The organism is Paraeggerthella sp. Marseille-Q4926 (genome assembly GCF_916618935.1).
Taxonomy (GTDB): domain Bacteria; phylum Actinomycetota; class Coriobacteriia; order Coriobacteriales; family Eggerthellaceae; genus Paraeggerthella; species Paraeggerthella hominis.
Map to the genome: position 1 here is coordinate 24,448 of NZ_CAKAKF010000003.1, position 18,934 is coordinate 43,381.

General features: G+C 65.5%; 17 protein-coding genes. 1 reads left to right on the forward strand and 16 read right to left on the reverse strand.

Going from position 1 to position 18,934, the window contains the following annotated elements:
* Window positions 1-78: 78 nt before the first annotated feature.
* From era to lepA, 13 genes are all read right to left on the reverse strand, one after another.
* On the reverse strand, window positions 79-981 hold the full coding sequence (gene era / locus LG373_RS05215; RefSeq protein WP_114565698.1) for a GTPase Era: 903 nt from the start codon (window positions 979-981) through the stop codon (window positions 79-81).
* Between the two features lie 55 nt (window positions 982-1,036).
* Complete coding sequence (locus LG373_RS05220; protein ID WP_225749219.1) at window positions 1,037-1,519, reverse strand: diacylglycerol kinase family protein; 483 nt, start codon at window positions 1,517-1,519, stop codon at window positions 1,037-1,039.
* 9 nt (window positions 1,520-1,528) lie between these two features.
* A complete protein-coding gene (gene ybeY / locus LG373_RS05225) occupies window positions 1,529-1,990 on the reverse strand; it encodes an rRNA maturation RNase YbeY (protein ID WP_225749220.1) in 462 nt (153 codons plus the stop codon).
* 3 nt (window positions 1,991-1,993) lie between these two features.
* A complete protein-coding gene (locus tag LG373_RS05230; protein ID WP_114565700.1) occupies window positions 1,994-2,950 on the reverse strand; it encodes a PhoH family protein in 957 nt (318 codons plus the stop codon).
* A 188-nt stretch (window positions 2,951-3,138) separates the two neighbouring features.
* A complete protein-coding gene (locus LG373_RS05235) occupies window positions 3,139-4,257 on the reverse strand; it encodes a C39 family peptidase (RefSeq protein WP_225749221.1) in 1,119 nt (372 codons plus the stop codon).
* A 101-nt stretch (window positions 4,258-4,358) separates the two neighbouring features.
* Window positions 4,359-5,633: a MiaB/RimO family radical SAM methylthiotransferase gene (locus tag LG373_RS05240; RefSeq protein ID WP_225749222.1), complete on the reverse strand. Its 1,275-nt coding sequence runs from the start codon at window positions 5,631-5,633 to the stop codon at window positions 4,359-4,361.
* Window positions 5,630-6,574 (reverse strand): 16S rRNA (uracil(1498)-N(3))-methyltransferase, encoded by a 945-nt coding sequence (locus LG373_RS05245; protein ID WP_216528533.1) that lies wholly within the window; start codon window positions 6,572-6,574, stop codon window positions 5,630-5,632. Before LG373_RS05245 ends, LG373_RS05240 begins: the two co-directional genes overlap by 4 nt.
* A gap of 71 nt (window positions 6,575-6,645) precedes the next feature.
* Window positions 6,646-7,782 (reverse strand): molecular chaperone DnaJ, encoded by a 1,137-nt coding sequence (gene dnaJ / locus LG373_RS05250; RefSeq protein WP_114565704.1) that lies wholly within the window; start codon window positions 7,780-7,782, stop codon window positions 6,646-6,648.
* A 75-nt stretch (window positions 7,783-7,857) separates the two neighbouring features.
* Window positions 7,858-8,871, reverse strand: a complete 1,014-nt coding sequence (hrcA, locus tag LG373_RS05255; protein WP_123191294.1) for a heat-inducible transcriptional repressor HrcA — start codon at window positions 8,869-8,871, stop codon at window positions 7,858-7,860.
* A gap of 278 nt (window positions 8,872-9,149) precedes the next feature.
* On the reverse strand, window positions 9,150-10,262 hold the full coding sequence (hemW, locus tag LG373_RS05260) for a radical SAM family heme chaperone HemW (RefSeq protein WP_225749223.1): 1,113 nt from the start codon (window positions 10,260-10,262) through the stop codon (window positions 9,150-9,152).
* Window positions 10,252-11,223, reverse strand: a complete 972-nt coding sequence (gene dusB / locus LG373_RS05265; RefSeq protein WP_225749224.1) for a tRNA dihydrouridine synthase DusB — start codon at window positions 11,221-11,223, stop codon at window positions 10,252-10,254. Before dusB ends, hemW begins: the two co-directional genes overlap by 11 nt.
* Before the next feature lie 33 nt (window positions 11,224-11,256).
* The gene (locus LG373_RS05270) at window positions 11,257-11,454 is read right to left on the reverse strand and encodes a hypothetical protein (RefSeq protein WP_225749225.1); all 198 of its coding nucleotides are present in this window, start codon (window positions 11,452-11,454) and stop codon (window positions 11,257-11,259) included.
* Between the two features lie 21 nt (window positions 11,455-11,475).
* Complete coding sequence (gene lepA, locus LG373_RS05275; RefSeq protein ID WP_216528535.1) at window positions 11,476-13,281, reverse strand: translation elongation factor 4; 1,806 nt, start codon at window positions 13,279-13,281, stop codon at window positions 11,476-11,478.
* Between the two features lie 664 nt (window positions 13,282-13,945).
* On the opposite strand from lepA, the gene rpsT reads away from it, so the two are divergent.
* Window positions 13,946-14,449, forward strand: a complete 504-nt coding sequence (gene rpsT, locus LG373_RS12245; protein WP_114565709.1) for a 30S ribosomal protein S20 — start codon at window positions 13,946-13,948, stop codon at window positions 14,447-14,449.
* A 227-nt stretch (window positions 14,450-14,676) separates the two neighbouring features.
* Here the strand turns inward: rpsT and holA are convergent, their stop codons facing one another.
* The 3 genes from holA to LG373_RS05295 all read right to left on the reverse strand — a co-directional run bounded on the left by holA (window position 14,677) and on the right by LG373_RS05295 (window position 18,758).
* Window positions 14,677-15,651, reverse strand: a complete 975-nt coding sequence (gene holA / locus LG373_RS05285; protein ID WP_225749226.1) for a DNA polymerase III subunit delta — start codon at window positions 15,649-15,651, stop codon at window positions 14,677-14,679.
* 9 nt (window positions 15,652-15,660) lie between these two features.
* Entirely contained in the window at window positions 15,661-18,012 is a 2,352-nt protein-coding gene (locus LG373_RS05290; protein ID WP_225749227.1) for a ComEC/Rec2 family competence protein, read from the reverse strand.
* A gap of 89 nt (window positions 18,013-18,101) precedes the next feature.
* A complete protein-coding gene (locus LG373_RS05295) occupies window positions 18,102-18,758 on the reverse strand; it encodes a ComEA family DNA-binding protein (RefSeq protein WP_225749228.1) in 657 nt (218 codons plus the stop codon).
* Between the last annotated feature and the right edge of the window lie 176 nt (window positions 18,759-18,934).

Here is an 18,934-nt window from a genome sequence, read left to right on the forward strand (position 1 = left end):
CCTCCGGTTCACGACAATACTTGCAAAAAAACGCGAGCCAAGCTGGCTTCGGCGCGCCGAAGCGCGCGCATCCAAGCCCTACAAGCCCTCGCCGTAGCCGAATCGGCGAATCTGGTTCTCGTCGCGCCGCCAGTTCTTCTTCACCTTGACCGACAGGTCCAAGAACACCCGCGTGCCCAGCAGCTGCTCAAGGTCGGCGCGCGCTTCGGTGCCGATCTGCTTGATGGCGGCGCCTCGCTTGCCGATGATGATGCCCTTTTGGCTGTCGCGCTCCACGTAGATGCGCGCGAAGATGCGATGGAGGTCCTTCTTGCGATCGTACTCCATCTCTTCCACCTGCACGCCGATGGCGTGGGGAACTTCGTCATGGAACGAGCGCAGGATCTTCTCGCGGATGAACTCCGCCACCACGACCTCGATCGGCTGGTCGGTCTCCATGTCGAGCGGGAACCACGCCGGGCCCTCGGGCAACAGGAACACCACTTCCTCGATGAACGCGTCCACGTTCTTCCCGGTCTCGGAGGACAAGCCCACCATCGCATCCCATTCGCCAAGCTTCTCGGCCGCTTCGCGTTGGCGGGAAAGCTGCTCGGGATTCACGAGGTCGGTCTTGGACAGCACGCAGATCTTCTTCGCGCGCGATCGGCGCAGCTGCTCGGCTACCCACTCGTCGCCGCGGCCCACGGGCTTCGACGCGTCGATGAGCATGGCCACCACGTCCACGTCCTCGAGCGCCTTGAGCGCGGAGACGTTCAGCTCCTCGCCCAGCGCGTCATGCGGCTTGTGCAGGCCGGGCGTGTCCACGATGATCATCTGGTAGTCGTCTTTGGTGTAGACCGCGCGGAAGCGGTGGCGCGTGGTTTGCACGGTATTCGACGTGATGGCGATCTTCTTGCCCATGATCGCGTTGAGCAACGTCGACTTGCCGGCGTTCGGCCTGCCCACCAACGTGACGAAGCCGGATTTGAAGTGTTCGGGCATTTCCAAGGTTGCGTTCCTTCCAACCGATTCTGTATCTTTGCGCGACGCCGAAGTTCTACGCCCCGAGCAGCGCCGCCAAGCGAGGGACGAACACGAGCGCGGCCACCGCCACAGCGGCGAGGGCGAACACGAGCACGGCCGCCGCCGCGCAGTCCTTCGCGCGCCGCGCCAGCTCGTGGTACCCGGGCGACACCAGGTCGACCACCGATTCAAGCGCCGTGTTGAAGCACTCCGCCGCGAACACCGCAGCGATGCACAAAACGATCGCGATCCACGATACGGCGTCGATGCGCAGCAGAACGCCCAGGATCACGGCCGCTGCGGCAACGGCCAGGTGTATCTTCATATTGCGCTGCGTGCGCACCGCGAAGACAAGCCCGTCTCCCGCGCATGAGAACGCGCGGCCGAGCGAAAACCTCGCATGCGATTCCTTCGACGCCCGATTGCGGACGAACCCTTCTTCGTCCCGCACGTCCCCCTGCGCAGAAGCGCGCTTTTCCCCGTCCTCGTCCATGATGTTCGACGCTTTCGTGATCACGTCGAGCGCTTAGCGCTTCGACCAGGCTTCGAGGATCTCGGCCTCGCGCTTTTCCATGACCTCGGCCTCGTTGTCCTCGATGTGATCGTAGCCGCACAGGTGCAGCAGGCCATGCACGAGAAGCAAGCTGATCTCCTCTTCGAAGGTGGTGCCGAACTCGCGCGTCTGCCTGCTTGCCACGTCCGGGGCGATGATCACGTCGCCCAGCTCGAAGACGGGGTCCTGCGCCAGCGTCATGGCCGACAGGTCGTCGTCCACGCCGTCGCACTCGAACGACAGCACGTCGGTGGGACCGGATTTCTGGCGGTACTTCTCGTTCAGCTCGGCGATGGCCTCGTCGGTGACGAAGCTGATGGACACCTCGGTGTTGAAGGGCTTGTCCTCGCGCGTCAGCACGAACTGAGTCAACTCGTGCAGCGGCAGCTTTTCCAGCTCGTCTTTTCTAAAATCGTAGTTGATCTGGATATCCATGGCTTATCCCTTCTTGCTTGCCTGGTCGTAGGCGGATACGATGGCGGCCACCAGGGAATGGCGCACCACGTCTTTGCCGGAGAAGTCGCAAAACGCGATATCGTCCACATCTTCGAGAATGCGGCGGACGCCCTTGAGCCCGGAAATGCCGCGCGGCAGATCGAGCTGGGTCACGTCGCCCGTGATCACCATCTTGGAACCGAATCCCAAACGCGTCAAGAACATCTTCATCTGCTCGGGCGTGGTGTTCTGCGCCTCGTCGAGGATAATGAAGCTGTCGTTGAGCGTGCGCCCGCGCATGAACGCAAGCGGGGCGATTTCGATGACGCCGTTGTCTATGAGCTGGGTTGCGCGCTCCATGTCGGTCATGTCGAACAGAGCGTCGTAAAGCGGACGGATGTAGGGATCCACCTTTTCGGTCAAGGTGCCCGGCAGAAAGCCCAGGCTCTCCCCCGCCTCCACGACGGGCCTCGTCAAGATGATGCGTCCCACTTCCTTGCGCTTGAGCGCAGCCACCGCCATGGCCATGGCCAGGTAGGTCTTGCCCGTTCCGGCCGGCCCGATGCCGAAGGTGACGGTGTTTTCGCGAATGGCGTCCACGTACTGCTTCTGACCGGCGGTCTTCGGGCGTATGGCCCGTCCTCGGTACGTGAGCAGGATGTCCTCGCGCAAAGCGCGCGGCGAGAATTCAGCCGTGCGCAGCAGGTCGATAGCGCGACGGACGTAGTCCGAAGTGGGCTCGTCGCCGCCTTCCACCAGCTTGATGAGATCCGAGAACAAAACGGTAAGCGACTGCACCTCGATGGGATCGCCTTCGAGCATGATGGAATCGCCCCGTACCGTGATGCGCGCCTCGAACGCGCTTTCCACGATGTGCAACAGCTCGTCGGCCGGGCCCACGATGAGCGCCATGTTCACGCTCTGAGGAGCCGTGAGAGTAATGTGCGTCTGATCAGTCATGCCGGCTATTGTACCATGCGGCCGCCCGCTCGGAGACGATGTCACCGAACCGACAAGGGAATATGGTGCAGGTGCCCAAAACGGTGCCCGGAACAAGTTCGCAGTCGATTCGCATTGTCGCCCGAAACGTACGGTTTTGCTGCAGAAACCGTACGTTTCGGGCGACAATGCGGTCCGCGGGACCGTCCCTAGGCCAGGCGGTACGCCCAGAGCGCCTTGGTCTGGCCGATCACCTGGTCGATGCTCCACGTGCGATCCGAGCGCTGCGCCGAGTACGGATCGTTCACCTTGAGCGTGCCGTCGTCGGCGAACCCCGTTATGACGAAGAAGTGGCCGTTGTCCGTGAAATCGCCGGGGCCGACGTTGCAGATGACCACCGCGCCGCTTTCGAGCGCGCTGCGCAGGCTGCCCGCATCGACCCCGATCGGCTGGCAGGACAGGCCGAGCGACGCCGCTTCGTTGGTCAAGAAGGACGAATCCGTGCCGTCGAAGGTGGCCATGTAGCCGCCCTGTTTCGCCCGAACGCCCATGTCGTAGGGCGACAGGTCGCTTTTGCCCGTCAAACCCTGGTACACCATGGAAAGCGTCGTGGGACAGCACCCCGTAAGCGCGAACGTGGTCGAGCTGTACACGGTGAAGCCCCAGCGGCTGTCCCACTGGTACAGCCGGGGCACCTCGCCTTTGCGCGCCTCGTCGCACGCCCCGGCTTCGCTGGCAGGATACGCGTCGGGGAACTGCTTGACGGAGGAAACGGCCTCGGGCTCGGTCGCCGCCAGTTTGAGCAGCTTGTACTGCACCGCTTCGCCGTCAACCGCGTACGCTTGGGGATGCGCGGCAATCCAAGCCGCATCGTCGCTGGTCTCGGCCGCTTTCACAAGCTGCGCGGTCAGGTCGTCTCCGAGTATCGCGGAAAGAGCCGCCTGGTCGATGGGATCTTTCTGCGGTTGCTGCGCTTCAGGGGCAGGATCGGGAGCCGGCTCGGGCTGCTCGGCCGTGCAGCTTGCGCAGCTGCGAACGCCCACCACGGCCAGCACGATCAGGAGCACGGCCGCAAGCCCTGCAAGCAGGCGCTTCGGACCGAGTGCGCGGACGGCATTCGACACGGCATCGACGCCCGCAAGCAAGAGGTCGGCCGGTTTCGAGCCGCCATGATGCTGCTCGCCCGCACCTGCGCGGCGGGCTTGCCGACCATCGGGGCGCGACGACGCTTCACGTGGCGGATGCGGGCCGGCCGCTTGCCCGTTGCGCCGTGCGGTTCGCTCTTCAAGCCGTTTGCGCGCTCGCTCGCGCGCCTCTTCGTCGGTCATGGCTTCCCCGTTTCGCGATCGTTATCGAAACAGAGTATACCGTTGCACCTGCGCGAACGCCAGACGGAAGTCGGTCGTACAGGACTTCCGCCAGCAGTTGGCTACAGGGCGACCTCGACGAGCGACCCGACTTGCGCGCCCGCAGGAGCGTCCACCTCGTGATAGCTTTCCGTCATGGCCACGCCGCCCTCTTCCACCAGGGCAAGCTCGACGGTTCCCACGCGACGGGCGCGGTCGGCGGCGCGCAGCTCGTCGCCGAGGGCGCGCAGGGCCGCGGCGCGCGACGCCTTGACCTCGGAAGCCACCTGGTCGTCGCGCGCGGCCGCCGGCGTTCCCTCGCGGCGCGAATAGGGAAACACGTGAATCTTCGAGAAGCGGCAACGCCGCGCCACGGCAAGCGTCTCCTGGAACTCGGCATCGGTCTCGCCCGGAAAGCCCACGATGACGTCGGTCGACAGGCTGATGCCGGGCACACTGGCGCGCAATCGGTCCACGAGCGCCTCGAAACGCCTCGCATCGTAAGGACGCGCCATCTCGCGCAGCACCTTGTTGCTACCCGCCTGCAAGGGCAGGTGCAGATGGCGGCACACGCGACCCTGCGCAGAAGCCAGCAGATCGATGAACGCCTCGTCGACGTCGCGCGGCTCGATGCTCGACACGCGGAAGCGCACGGGAGGCGCGTCGGATTCGTGCAGGCCCGCCGTCTCGTCGAGCAGGCGGCGCAGCAGATCGGCCAGGCGCAACGCGCTTGGATCGCGCCGCGCGCCGTCGCGATACGACCCCAGGTTGATGCCGGTCAGCACGATCTCGCGCGCTCCGGCGCGTGCGAGCGATGTGCATTCGGCTGCCACGTCGTCGGCTGGACGACTGGCGGCGCGACCGCGCGCCACGTGCACGATGCAGTACGTGCACGCGTTGTCGCATCCGTCTTGCACCTTCACGCCCACGCGCGTCCGAAAGCCTCGACCCAGCGGCAGCACCGAAGCAGGCGCAAGCTCGACGTGCCCTTCGCCCGCCTTGGCGACGCAAGGAACGGCGCCCGTATGATCCCATTGCCCTTGCTCGATCTGCTCCAGAAGCTGGCCCTTGCCCACGACGCGCACGCGCGAATCCATGGCCTCGTACGTTGCGGCGTCGATGGCCACCGCGCACCCGGTAACCGCCACCGCGGCTCGATCGTTACAACGCAGCGCGCGCCGCACGGCCTTGCGCGTCTTCTTCTCGGCCTCGCCGGTAACGGTGCACGTGTTCACCACGATCAAATCGGCTTCGCTTTCAGCAACGCAGGCCTGCCCTCGGGCAAGCAAGGCGGCGGCGAAGGAATCCGACTCGACACGGTTCACCTTGCACCCCAGGTTCACCACGGCGAAGCTCATAGCAGCCCCTTTCGAGGAGCGCGGCCGGGATCGAGCGTCCGGCGGCCCGCTTCCCCGGCTTCGCCCGCCTGCTCGGGCGTACGGACGGATTCGCCCTCGGAGGCGCCGCTCGGCAACGGATCCGCCCCGTCGCCCGCATCGCCCCGGTCGCTCACCGCCGCCATGCGACCCAGCTCGTAGAGCACGAGCGCCGGTGCCACGATGCCCGCCGTTTCCGTACGCAGAATGGAAGGTCCCAGCGTGACCAGCGCCGAAGAAGGGTTGCATTCCAGAAGCGCATCCACCTCACGCTGCGTCAAACCGCCTTCCGGGCCGACCACCACGACAATGCGCGCCTCGTCGGCCGGCATGCTGTTGCGCATGAGGCCACGCGCGATCGCGTCCTCCAAGCGCGCCGTCTGCGGAGCCTCTTCCCAGCAGATCAGCACCGCAGTCGCGTTCTTCGCGAACGCGCACGCCTCGGCAAGCGACAAAGGCGCGCTCACCTCGGGAACCGCTCGCTGGCCCGACTGCATGGCGGCGCTTTTGGCGATGGCACGCCAACGCTCCGCCTTGGACGCAGTCTTTTTCGCATCCAGTTTGACGATGGAGCGCTCGCATGAAAGCGGGACGAACCCGCTCACTCCCAGCTCGGTCGCGTGGCGCACGACCGTTTCCATCTTGTCCCCCTTGGCAAGGCCCTGCACGAGCACCACCGAGGGCCCGTTGGAGCCGCGCTCGAACCGCTGGGCTACGCGCACCAGGGGAATCTGGTCGGAAAACGACACGATCTCGCATTCGAAATAGTCCTGCGCGGCATCCACCACGGCAATGTGCTCGCCCGGAGCAAGGCGCAGCACGCGCGCATGCTTGGCATCGTCGCGTGCCAAGCGCAACGGGAAGGACTCGGCGGGCTCGTCGGCGATCACCTGGTCGTGCAGGTAGAAATGTGGCAGGGACATACGGGGAACCTCGCAGGTCGAACGGTCGCAGGGTGATACAAGTGGGCGCATCGGCCGGCAGGCCGACGATCCTACTGGAACGCGTCGCGCAGTTTCTGCAACGGCGTGCGCTCGTCGGCCACGTCCTCGCCCATCTCCTCGGCCAGCTGCTCCAAAAGCTCGCGCTGCTTCTTGGTGACCTTCTTGGGCACCTGCACGTTCACATGCACGAACATGTCGCCGCGCGCGTCGCTGCGGAAGCGCGGCATGCCGCAGCCCTTCACGCGCACCACCTGCTCGTTCTGGCAGCCTTCGGGAATGCGAACCTGCACCTTCTCGTCCTCGAAGATGCCGTCGATCTCGATTTCCGAACCGAGCGTTGCCTGCACGATGGACACGTTCGCACGCGCGTGCAGGTTGTCGCCATCGCGTTCGAAGAACTCATGCGGCTGGATGCGGCAGGTTACGATCAGGTCGCCCGGACGCGCGCCGTGCATGCCTGCTTCGCCGAAGCCGGACAGGCGAAGCTGCTGGGAATCGCGGATGCCCACGGGAACCTCCACGGTCACGCGCTGGCGGTCGGGCACGCGGCCCTGGCCCTCGCATTCCGGGCACGGGTTCTCGATAGTATGGCCGGTGCCGCCGCAGGTCTTGCACGTGGTGGCCGTCTGCATGTCGCCCAAGAACGTACGCTGCACGGTGACCACGCGGCCTTGCCCGTTGCAATCGGGGCACACGACCTCGCGACCGTCGGGGCCCAAGCCCGAGCCGTCGCAGTCGGGGCACGGAGCCAGGCGATCGTACACGATCTCCTTCTTGGCTCCAGCGGCCACTTCCTCAAGCGTCAGGCGCAAGCCGACGCCCATGTCGCGGCCTTCGCGGCGCTGGGGCGCATGGCCAGCGGCCTGCCCGCCGAAGAACGAACTGAAGATGTCGCCCATGCCGAAGCCGCCGCCGAACAAATCCTCGAAGTCCACGTAACCGCCGCCGTAGGGGTTGCCGCCGCCCGCCGCGCCCGGCATGGTCCCGAACCGGTCGTACTGCGCGCGCTTCGCCGGATCGGACAGCACGTCGTACGCTTCGTTGAGCTCTTTGAACTGGTCCTCGGCATCGGGGGCTTTGTTTACATCGGGGTGCAGCTCGCGCGCGCGGCGGCGAAACGCCTTCTTGATCTCGTCTTCGTTCGCGTCCCGCGACACTCCCAGAACTTCGTACAGATCCTTGGCCATCTGTCGTTGAAACCTTTCTTCACCAGCGGAAGGACCGCCCCTTCCGCTGCACTCGTTTTTGCTTCTACCTAACTGCTATACGTCTTCGAGCGCGGAGCTTGCTATGCGCACCGCGCGGATAACCTTCGAGTAGTCCATGCGCGTAGGGCCTACCACGGCCACCACGCCGGCAGACTCGCCCCGTCCGTACCGGCTTGCCACCACCGACACGCCCGAAAGCGCCGCGGCATCGTTTTCGCTGCCGATGCGCACGCTTGGAACGCCGGCAGCCTGACGGGACGCCTCGTCCATGATCTGCAGGAGCACCGTGTCGTCCTCGAGCACTTGCATGACGGGCAGCAACGCCTGCGACTGGCTGAATTCAGGCTGGCTGAGCAGCGAGCTTACGCCTAGGCGATGCGCGCGCGACTGCTCGCTTTCCTGCAAACACGACAGCACCTCGTCGAGCGCCATGCGCACGAGCGGGTCGCGAAACGCCTCGACCATGCCCTGCCCCAGCCCGTCTTCGATTTCCTGGAGCGACTTGCCCGTGAAGACGTCGCTCAGGAAATGCTGCACGTGCGCCAGATCGTCGCCCGAAACCTCTTCGGCGAACTCCATCTGGCGATTGAACACCTGGCCGTCTTCGGTCACCAGCACCACGAGCGCCCTCATGGACGACAGCGATATCAGGGAAAGCTGCTTGATATGCAGGTTGAGGACCGAGGGGGCGATCACGATGGAAAGGCAGTCGGTCAAGCGCGTCAGAGCCGACGACGTCTGCTCGAGCAGGGCGTCCAGCTCGCTCGCGCTGCGGCGCAGCTGGTCCACCACGGGGCTGTAACGATCATCGTCGCCCGCAAGGTCGGTCTGCAGCAGGTTGTCGACGAACGCGCGGTACCCGTGATCGGTCGGGATGCGCCCCGCCGACGTGTGCGGCTGCGCGATGTAGCCGCCGTCCTCGAGAACCGACAGCTCGTTGCGCACCGTCGCGGGGCTCACGCCCAGCTGGTAGCGCTCCGTCAACGTGCGCGAGCCCACCGGCAGAGCGCGCGCGACGTATTCTTCGATGAGGGCTGCAAGCACCCTTTGCCTTCGATCCGAAAGCACGCTTCTCCACCTTTCCTCTCTCTTCCACCGCTCAAGCCGCCGCTTCATCGGCACCAGGCGATGCAATACCAACGTGTCATTTTAGCAGCCGATGCAAGAGAGTGCTAAAAAAGGTGACAATTATGGAGAATCTCAACGGAAGCGTCACAGAACGCGGCGGCTCGCCGCCAAATCGGAGCCGCCGGAAGGCAGACGACCGCGAACGTAGGCGCGAATCGGGACCTGCGACACCGTCGAGCACGAAGACGCCGAAGTGCGGATCGCTCCCCTCGAGGCGCTTACGGAGCCAGATCGAACAGATCCCCGTACAGCTCGTTGCCGCAAAGCCACCCGCGTTCCGTGGGTCGCCAGCGACCGCCCTCGTGAACGACCAGCCCCCGGTCTTTCAGGCTGGCAAGCGCTTCGTCTACTTGCGGCAGCAGCTCCGCCGCGCGCTCGACCCGCTCGTCGGACACGCCGCGCGTCATGCGCATGCCCAGCATGAGGTCTTCCGCCGCCATCTGGCGCGCGTCCAGATCGTCGGTGACCGCGCCGTCCTTCACCCGCATGCGCCGCTCGGCGTTCTGCGTCATGGTGGCGGCGCTGCGGCCCAGGCCCAGGTAGGGCACGCCCGTCCAGTACGCGATGTTGTGGCGGCACGCGAAGCCCGGCCGCGCGTAGCTGGCCACCTCGTACCGCTCGAAGCCGGCTTCGGTCAGAACCCGCGCGGCGATCTCCATGTGCGAGGCCCCCACGTCGTCGTCGACCTCGTCCAACTCGCCCGCCAGAACAGCCGCGTCGAACGGCGTGTGCGGCTCGACGATGAGGGGGTACACGCTCACATGGGTCGCCCCGAGCGCAACGGCCTCGCGCACGCTCACCTCGAAGCTAACGTCGCTCTGGCCCGGAATGCCGCACATCAAGTCCACGCTGACGTTTTCGAACCGGGTCAGCGCCGCTTCGATGGCCCGGCGCGCATCGTCGGCAGAATGCGCGCGACCGAGCGTGCGCAGCACCTCGTCGTCGAAGCTCTGCACGCCGATGGACAGCCGGTTCACGCCCAGCGCCCAGATGTCGCGCACCATGCGCTCGGTCAGGCTTTCGGGGTTCGCTTCCATGGTGCATTCCACGTCGGGCTCGAGCCGCATGGACAAGGACAGCGTGTACAGCAGCATCGACAAGCGCGAAAGGCCCAGATGGCTCGGGGTCCCTCCGCCGAGGTACACCGTTTCGACGGAGCCCAGCTCGCCTTCTTTCGCCTTGCGACGAACTTGAAGCACCAAGTCGTCCACGTACGCGTCGATCTCCGGCGCATCCGTCGGCACCGCCGCCGTGGCGAAGTCGCAGTATCCGCACCGCTTCACGCAGAACGGCAGGTGCAGGTACAGCGCGCGATACGGATCATGAGGCATGATGGGCCCTTTCCAGCAACTCGTCGAACACCCGGTCGAAGTCCTCCACGGTCACGCAGGCGTTAATCTTCCCGCGCGCCGACGCCGCGCCCGGCAAGCCGGCCAGATACCACATGGCGTGCTTGCGCATGCGCACGATGTTCTTGCCCTCGCGCTCGGAAAGCAGCCGCGCATGACGTCGCGCCATGGCTATGCGCTCGCCTACGTTCGGCATCGCAGGCTCGGCGCGCCCGGCAAGCGCCGCCTTCGCCTGCGCGAACAACCAGGGGTTCCCCTCTGCCGCGCGGGCGATCATCACGGCATCGCAGCCCGTGCGCTCGACCATGGCCGCCGCGTCGCAGCCGCGCTTCACGTCGCCGTTGCCGATCACCGCAACGCTTACGGCCTCCTTCACGCGGGAGATCACGCCCCAATCGGCGCTGCCGTGGTACAGCTGCTCGGCGAACCGCCCGTGCACGGCCACGGCCGCCGCGCCCGCGTCTTCCATGCGACGCGCGAACTCGGGGGCGCTTTCATCGCCCATCGCCCAACCGCGGCGGAACTTCACCGTCACCGGGTGCTCCACGGCATCCGCCACGGACCGCACGATGCGCGCCGCCAGCGCAGGGTCCTTCATGAGGGCCGAGCCGTCGCCCTTCGTGACGATCTTGCGCGCCGGACAGCCCATGTTGATGTCGAGGTAGGCAAGGCTCTCCCCCATTTCCTGCTCGATCCACCCGGCCTGTGCCGCCATCGTATCGGGTTCGTGCCCGAACAGCTGGACGGCCACCTGGTCCTCGCCCGCGGCCAGGTGAAGCAGGTGGCGCGTCTTCTCGTTCGCGTACGAGAGTCCTTTTGCCGACACCATTTCAGTGTACGTGAGATCGGCGCCCTGCTCGCGGCAGAGCGTCCTGAACGCCTCGTCGCTCACGCCCGCCATGGGCGCGAGCAGCAGGCGGTGCTTTTGGAAAAAATCGTGCATGATGCCTTTTCGCTCGTTGGAGACGGCCGCGCGCTACATGCTGGACAGAATGTCGAGCGCGCTTATGCCCGCGAATATGAACAGGACGACCAGAGCCACCACCGCGAACAGGCACCCGCAGCCGACTGCAGCCTTCGCGCCGCTGCCCATGCCGGCCGGCTGCTGCGCGGCCTTCTTGTCGTTGAAGGGATCGTCCAGCCAGTCGAACTCTTCTGTATCCTTACGTGTCATGCAACCTCCTCGGGCTTTCGATCACTCGTCCACTTTGAGGATCGCCATGAACGCTTCTTGCGGCACCTCCACGTTTCCGATGTTCTTCATGCGCTTCTTGCCGGCTTTCTGCTTCTCGAGCAGCTTGCGCTTGCGGCTGATGTCGCCGCCGTAGCACTTCGCCAGCACGTCCTTGCGCTTCGCCTTTACGGTCTCGCGCGCCAGAACCCGCCCGCCGATAGCGGCTTGGATGGGCACCTCGAACATCTGGCGAGGAATGATGCTCTTGAGCTTTTCGGTCAGGATGCGCCCGCGATCGTACGCCTTGTCCTTGTGCACGATGAACGACAGCGCGTCCACGGGCTTGCCCGACAGCAGGATGTCGAGCTTCACCAGCTTGGAGGGCTTGTATCCGTCCATCTCGTAATCGAGCGACGCGTAGCCCTTCGTGTTGGACTTGAGCTTGTCGAAGTAGTCCATGATGAGCTCGGACAGCGGGATCTCCCACAGCATCTCCACCGTGGTGGTGGACAAATAGTTCATCGTGATGAAGGTGCCGCGCCGCGCCACGGTCAAGTCCATGACCGCGCCCACGTAATCGGGCGGGATGAGGATCTTCGCCTTGAGGTAGGGCTCCTCCACGCGCTCGATCTCGCCGGCGTCGGGCATCTCCTGCGGCGAATGCAGGCTTACCATCTCGCCGCCTTGCTTGTACACGTGGTATTCCACGGAAGGCGCCGTGGCCAGCAGGTCCAGCCCGAACTCGCGCTCGAGGCGCTCCTTGATGACCTCCATGTGCAGCAGGCCCAAAAAGCCCACGCGGAAGCCGAAGCCCAGCGCATGCGACTTCTCGGGCTCCCAGATAAGGGCCGGATCGTTGAGCGAGAGCTTTTCGAGCGCCTCTTTGAGCGGTTCGTACTGATCGCCGTCGATGGGGTACAGGCCGGTGAACACCATGGGCTTGACCTCACGGTATCCGGGAAGCGGGTCGCTCACGCCGCCATGGGCCTGCGTGATGGTATCGCCCACCTTCACCTGCGAGACGTCCTTGAGCCCCGTCACCAGGTACCCGACCTCGCCCACGCCGAGCGCCGGAAGCGCCGTCTCGGCGGGTCGGCGCGCGCCGACCTCTTCCACCAGCGCTTCGGCGCCGGTGGCCAGCATGCGAATGCGGTCGCCCTTCTTCATCTGCCCGTCCACCACGCGCACGAGCGCCACCACGCCGCGATACGCATCGAAGTACGAGTCGAAGATGAGCGCGCGCAGCGGCGCGTCGGCCACGCCGACGGGCGCAGGCACGTTGTACACCACGGCCTCCAGAAGATCGTGCACGCCCACGCCGGTCTTGCCCGAGGCCAGCACCGCGTCGTCGGCGGGGATGGCCAGGCCGTCCTCGATCTCCTCGCGCACGCGATCCGGCTCGGCAGCCGGAAGGTCGATCTTGTTGATCAGCGGGATGATCTCCAGGTCGGCGTTCATGGCCATCATCGCGTTGGCCACCGTCTGCGCCTCGACGCCCTGCGTGGCGTCGACCACCAGGACGGCTCCTTCGCACGCAGCCAGAGAACGGCTCACCTCGTAGGTGAAGTCGACATGGCCCGGCGTGTCGATCAGGTTGAACTGGTAGGTCTGGCCGTCGTCGGCCGTGTAGTCCACGCGCACAGCCTGGCTTTTGATGGTGATGCCGCGCTCGCGCTCGATGTCCATGCTGTCGAGCAGCTGCTCTTGCATATCGCGCTTCGACACGGTGCCGGTCAGTTCCAGCACGCGATCGGACAGCGTCGATTTGCCGTGGTCGATGTGCGCGATGATGGAGAAGTTTCGTATGAAGTGAGGGTCGGTGGTCATGTCCTGTCTTTCAAAACGTAAAGCCCGCGCGCGGGCGCTTGAGAAACGAAAGCCTATTCTACCTTATTCGCCCCGGGTGGAAAGGGCGCGCCCACTACAGTTCCACGACAGCGGCGTGCGGGCTCGACGAGCCGACGTGCGCCAGCTGCGCGCGAACGGAGCCGCCTCGTTCGCGTCGATCGCCCGATGCGCCCGGGCGCGCAGCCCGCAAGCGTTGCCGCAAAGACGGCAACCGCGAGCGCGTCGAAGCGGGATTTCGCGAAGGATACGGGCGGGCCTCCCCTCGGCTCTTTCACTCTTTCTCGGCGAATGGATGGTTTCGTGTGCGGTTTCGACAAATTCTCGTGCAATCTCGGCCAACCTTTGCTATTCTATCGAATTGTGTATCCAGCGATACGTACGCGCGATGGGCGTTTCCATCGCCGAATCAGCAGACGTGGCTGCGCTTTACGATTCGTAGATGCTGGGTGACCGATAGGTCGATGGAGCAGAGAAATCCCGCCTGTTCCCCATGCATCGAGCGCTTTCTTTGAAAGCTGGGTCCTCATGGATCGCATGCGTGGCTATCGGACGCCTGGGCAACGAGCGCGTGACGCCGGAAGCACGGGAAGCCCGAAGGCTTCGCAGAAGTTTACGTTCGTGATCCATTGGAGGAAACACACACATGGCGAACATCAAGAGCCAGAAGAAGCGCATCATCACCAACGAGAAGGCCCGCATGCGCAATCGCGCCGTCAAAAGCGAGCTGAAGACCGCTATCCGTCGCGTCAAGGAAGCCGTTGCCGCCGAGAACGGCGCCGAGGCTTTCGCCGCCGCTATGGCCGCCTGCCGTCTGCTCGACAAGGCTGCCTCGAAGGGCGTTATCCACAAGAACCAGGCTGCCAACCGCAAGAGCGGCGTCATGCTGCTCATCAAGGACCTCGTGACCGACGCCGATCGCGCCGCGTACGTGAAGCCCGCCAAGAAGGCGCAGAAGACCGGCTCCAAGAAGGCCGAGCGCAAGGCTGCCCGTCTCGCAGAGATGAAGGCCGCGTCCGAGGAAAAGGCGAAGCGCCGCGAGAAGCACATGGCTGAAGTGAAGAAGGCCGAAGAGCGCAAGGCGAAGGAAGCTGCCGAAGCCGCCAAGGCCGAGGCTGAGGCCGAGAGCGCCGAGGAAGCCGCTGAATAGCGACCACCCTATCGGAGATCGCCCCGCGATCCTTCCGCATATCAAGAGAGAACAGGCCCCGGTTTCGGGGCCTGTTCGCATTCTCGCGCCGGTTTTCGACCACGGCTCGAAGCTCCCGCTGCCCCTGCATGCGAAAGCGCCGCCGCAACTCGCGCCTCCGTGCAGAGACATGAGCTGCGGCGGCGCTTGACGCGCGCGAGAAACGCGGTGCAGGGATGTTCGCTGCGCTAGCGCGCAACCACGCCGAGCACCCATTCGAGGAAGGCGACATCCGGATCGGCGCCGCTTTTCATGGCGCGCTCGGCGTCGCGCGCGGCGACGAGGGCCGCGCGCAGCTGCGCGGAGGTGAACCCGCGCGCCCAGGTCGCATGGTTCTTCACGCGCCAATCGGGCATCTTGAGCGCCGCAGCCACACCACGCGGATTGCCGCGATCGGCCAGCGCGCGAGCGCAGACGAGCTCGCGCAGGCGCGTCGTGCACATGGCCAGCAGCGCATGCGGAGACACCGAGTCCATGCGCCCCAGGTACAGCAGGCATTTGCGCGCATCGCGCGCCGCGAAGGCGTCGACGAATTCCCACGGCTTGACCTCGGCGGTGCGACTGACCATGGCGACGATCTCATGCTCGTTCACGGCATCGGTTCCGCGATGCGCAAGCGCGATCTTCTTGAGCTCGCTGTCGAGGCGCACCGTGTCCTCGCCCACCAGATCCACCAGCTTCACAGCGGCGCCTTCGGTAAGCGTGACGCCGTGGCCCACCGCCATGGCGCGAACGGCCTTGGGAAGCTCGAAGCGCTTGAGCGGAGCGCAGTCGATCACGGCCGTCTTTCCGTGTTTGGCGACGGCCTTGTACAGACGCGTGTTCTTCGCCAGCTTTTCGGCGATCAGGGCGAGCACGGTGGTTTCCGCCGGTGAATCGAGGTAGGCTACCAGCCCCTCGGAATCGGCTTTCTTCAGCTTGTCGGCGGCGCGCACCTCGACAAGGCGCACGGGGCTTGCGAACGGCACGGTGTTGCATGCCGAGACGATGTCGGCGCCGGTTGCCGTTTCGCCGCTGAATTCGTCGGAATTGAACGACAGGTCCCCCAAAGCGGAAAGGCGAGCGCGAAGGCGCTTCATCACCGTGTCTCGCTTCAGGGCGTCCTCGCCGCATATCAGGTAGACAGGGAGCAAGGGTGCGTTTTGTTTCTTCTGAGCAGTCATGGCTTCATTCTACCGCAGCGTCTCCACGACGATTCTATCGGGTTCCAATTTGCATGAAACATCCCCCGACTCATCGGTTCGCAGTACGCGCGACCCCGCGCTTTCCAAGATCTCGAGGGTCTTGGCGGCCGGATGCCCATACCGATTTCCCGCCCCTACGCTCACCAGGGATATCTTCGGGGACAACGCAAAGGCAACCTGCTCGTCCAAAGCGTTCTTCGATCCGTGGTGGCCCACTTTGTAGATGTCGACCCCCTCCGCCGCTCCTGTGTCCAGCAGCTCTTTCACCTGATCGCGCTCGGCATCGCCTACCAGCAAGGCGGTCCAGTCCGTCGAACCGTCGCCGTCCACGTCCGCAAGCGCTTTGAGGCACAGGCTGTCCGCGTTCCCGCCTTCGTCCTCGAAGCGCCGCGGCCAGACGACCTGCAAATCGATCGACCCTACGCGAACGCTATCGCCCAGCGCGAGGCCGCAGACGCCGTCCTCCCCCGCCACGGCGACGGCGTCTTCCCGCAGGCTTCGACACGCATCGCACGGGCAGGCGAGCGCGTCTTGCGCAACGAAGACGCGTTCCGTACGGATCATGCCCGCCAGGGAGGAAAGCGACCCCTTGTGATCGTCGTCCCCATGGGTCACCACGACGGCGTCGAGGCGCGAGAGCCCCTGCCGCGCAAGCGCCTCGAACAGCCTTGCATCCTGATTGCCGGTATCGACGAGCACGGCGGATCCGCGGCTCCGCACGACGATCGCATCGCCCTGCCCGACGTCGAGCATGACGATGCTATCGCCGCCTGCGGGCGGCGCAACCAGAAAGCACGCCGCCGCGAACGCGACGCACGCCGCACCGCCCAGCACGATGCGCCGAGTCGGCCGCGGCCACGCGATCCAAAGCGCCGCCGCCAGCGCGATCGATACCGCCAGCGCGGCAAGAACCGAAACGGAGGCGGGAACGCTTGCGTACGGAATGCGCGCCAGCGCTTCGACGGCCGCGGTGAGGACGTACGACCCGGCGCAGGCGACGTCGAGCAGAGCGGAGGCAACCCCGGGAGCCATCGTCGCAGTTCCCACGCACAGCAGCCCGAGCGCGCACGCGGGCGCGAACAAAGGAGCGGTGACCACGTTGGCCAAAGGAGCCACCAGCGAGAACTGCGAGAACAGCGCGGTCGAAAGCGGCGTTGCCAGCACAGCGGACGCGAAGGTGAGCGAGAGCGCTTCGCAGGCAAAACGGGGGACCCGGGGCGCCGCATGGGCGATCCAAGCCGAGAACAGGCTGGCGAACAGCACGATGCCCAACGTCGAGAGCGCCGAGAGCGCGAACGAGACGGACAGGGCGACACGCGGATCAAGGCTCGCGAATCCCACGATGCAGACCGCCAGAGCGCTCAGCGCCGCAGGACGGCGCCCGACCGCGAACGAAGCCATGCCCGCGAACGCCATGACAGCGGCTCGAACGGCCGATGACGGCGCGGCCGTCAAAACGAGGTAACTCAAGAGGAGCGCCGCCTGGACGACTCCCGTCACCGCGCGGGGAACCCTCAGCGCGCGCAGCGTCGCGCAGCAGAACGCGGAAACGATGGAAAGATGCGCACCCGACACCGCCACCACGTGGGCCAAGCCCGCAACCTTGAACGCCTGGTACGTCGATTCGGGCAGGTGCCCCCTCCATCCGCAGACAAGCGCGGCAAGAACCCCGCTCTCGCTGCCGCCGCGGTCAGCCAGAAGCCCGATAGCGCGCGACCGCAGATCGACCAACACCCCCATCGGCCCGCCGCGATCCACCCGCTCCAAGCAGAAGACGCGCGCCGACGCCACCGCGCCGTTGCGCCAGCAGTACGCCGCCGAAGAATCGGAAGGAGCTGAGAACGAAGCCTGCGCCTCGAACGCCTGGCCGTACTGCAGAACCCCTTCGCCTTGGGGAAGCTGCACGCGCACGAGAAACGACTCGCCGCCTTCAACGGTCGCACGCGCAAGGCACGTCGAACCGAACATGCCCGCGGACCCGTCAGCCACGGCTTGAAAAGACGCGCGGGTCGAAAGGCCCTGGACGCGCTCTTCGAAGCCGTGCTGCACCGCAGCGTGCCAACCGCCGCAGCACACCCCCAGGGCGCACCCTAAGACGACGACCCCCGCCAGCGCGCCTCGACGCCGCCACACGAGCGCCAAGCACGCAAGCGAGACGACCAGCCCGACGGCTCCGATAGCCGCGCACGCCGAAGCCGACAAGAGGCGAGCGGCTTCGACCACGGCCGCGCACGTCGCCCAAAGCCCCAACGCGCACCCGAACACGGGCGGCAGCGAGGGGCGAACGGGAATGCGGCCGGCATCCGCGCGCAACCCGTCGGCGTATTCGGCTTCGGGCACGAAAGCCGCCCGCGCCCGCCTGGGCGGTTTCGGCACAAGCTGCACGGAAGCCCTGGTCGCAGCCCTGCGCATTGCGCGCGCGAACGCGCCTAGCCCACGCATATCGAATCGGCGAGGGCGGCGTACTTCTTGTCGCCGATGCCCGATACGCGCTTCAAATCCTCTATCGCGGCGAACGGCCCGTTAGCCTGCCTGTCCGCAACGATCTTCTCGGCAGTCGACATTCCTATGCCGGGGAGAGCATCCAGTTCCGCAGCGGATGCCGCGTTGATGTTCACCTTTCCCCCGCCGGGCGCTGCCGCCCCGCCGGGCGGGGCGGCAGCGGCAGCCTCCTCCACCTCGGACAACGTCGGAACCACCACGTGCTCGCCGTCCGTCAGAACGCGCGCCAGGTTCAACGCATCCGTCGCGGCCTGCTCCCCGAACCCTCCCGCAGCCTCTATCGCATCCTGCACGCGAGCGGATTCCGCAAGCTCGTACACGCCGGGCGCAAGGACCGAACCGCCTACATGGACCACGATGGTCCGCGCTTGCTCCTGAGGCCGGTCAGGCGAAGCCCCCTCGACGTCAGCCTCCCCCGCCTTCTCGACTACAAGGGAGTCCGAAGAAAAAACGGACAGGAAGCTTGCCCCGGCCGCCACGAGCACAACCACCGCTAAAGCAGTTACGCCGACGAGCACGGGAAGACGCACGCCGCTCAGGTGCGCCTTGGCCCGCAACGACTCCGCCTGTTCGGTAAACGACATCCCGACCTCCGATCCTCTCGAAGACCAAGCATAGCAACGCAACCTAGCGAAAACATGAGAGGAATCCAGCAGAAAAGCCGCTGAAAACCAAACGGTTCCAGCGGCTTTTCCGCTTCGATCCAATGCGGATCCCCACCGGATGCGACGCAGGTTCAGCATGCATCCAGCCACAATCT

What these genes read in the sequence shown, in the direction of transcription:
- hemW (WP_225749223.1), bottom strand. Translation starts at nt 10,262, where the DNA reads ATGCCTCATGATCCGTATCGCGCGCTGTACCTGCACCTGCCGTTCTGC.
- lepA (WP_216528535.1), bottom strand. Translation starts at nt 13,281, where the DNA reads ATGACCACCGACCCTCACTTCATACGAAACTTCTCCATCATCGCGCAC.
- dnaJ (WP_114565704.1), bottom strand. Translation starts at nt 7,782, where the DNA reads ATGGCCAAGGATCTGTACGAAGTTCTGGGAGTGTCGCGGGACGCGAAC.
- LG373_RS05270 (WP_225749225.1), bottom strand. Translation starts at nt 11,454, where the DNA reads ATGACACGTAAGGATACAGAAGAGTTCGACTGGCTGGACGATCCCTTC.
- era (WP_114565698.1), bottom strand. Translation starts at nt 981, where the DNA reads ATGCCCGAACACTTCAAATCCGGCTTCGTCACGTTGGTGGGCAGGCCG.
- dusB (WP_225749224.1), bottom strand. Translation starts at nt 11,223, where the DNA reads ATGCACGATTTTTTCCAAAAGCACCGCCTGCTGCTCGCGCCCATGGCG.
- holA (WP_225749226.1), bottom strand. Translation starts at nt 15,651, where the DNA reads ATGACTGCTCAGAAGAAACAAAACGCACCCTTGCTCCCTGTCTACCTG.
- rpsT (WP_114565709.1), top strand. Translation starts at nt 13,946, where the DNA reads ATGGCGAACATCAAGAGCCAGAAGAAGCGCATCATCACCAACGAGAAG.
- ybeY (WP_225749220.1), bottom strand. Translation starts at nt 1,990, where the DNA reads ATGGATATCCAGATCAACTACGATTTTAGAAAAGACGAGCTGGAAAAG.
- LG373_RS05295 (WP_225749228.1), bottom strand. Translation starts at nt 18,758, where the DNA reads ATGTCGTTTACCGAACAGGCGGAGTCGTTGCGGGCCAAGGCGCACCTG.
- LG373_RS05240 (WP_225749222.1), bottom strand. Translation starts at nt 5,633, where the DNA reads ATGAGCTTCGCCGTGGTGAACCTGGGGTGCAAGGTGAACCGTGTCGAG.
- LG373_RS05235 (WP_225749221.1), bottom strand. Translation starts at nt 4,257, where the DNA reads ATGACCGACGAAGAGGCGCGCGAGCGAGCGCGCAAACGGCTTGAAGAG.
- LG373_RS05245 (WP_216528533.1), bottom strand. Translation starts at nt 6,574, where the DNA reads ATGTCCCTGCCACATTTCTACCTGCACGACCAGGTGATCGCCGACGAG.
- LG373_RS05230 (WP_114565700.1), bottom strand. Translation starts at nt 2,950, where the DNA reads ATGACTGATCAGACGCACATTACTCTCACGGCTCCTCAGAGCGTGAAC.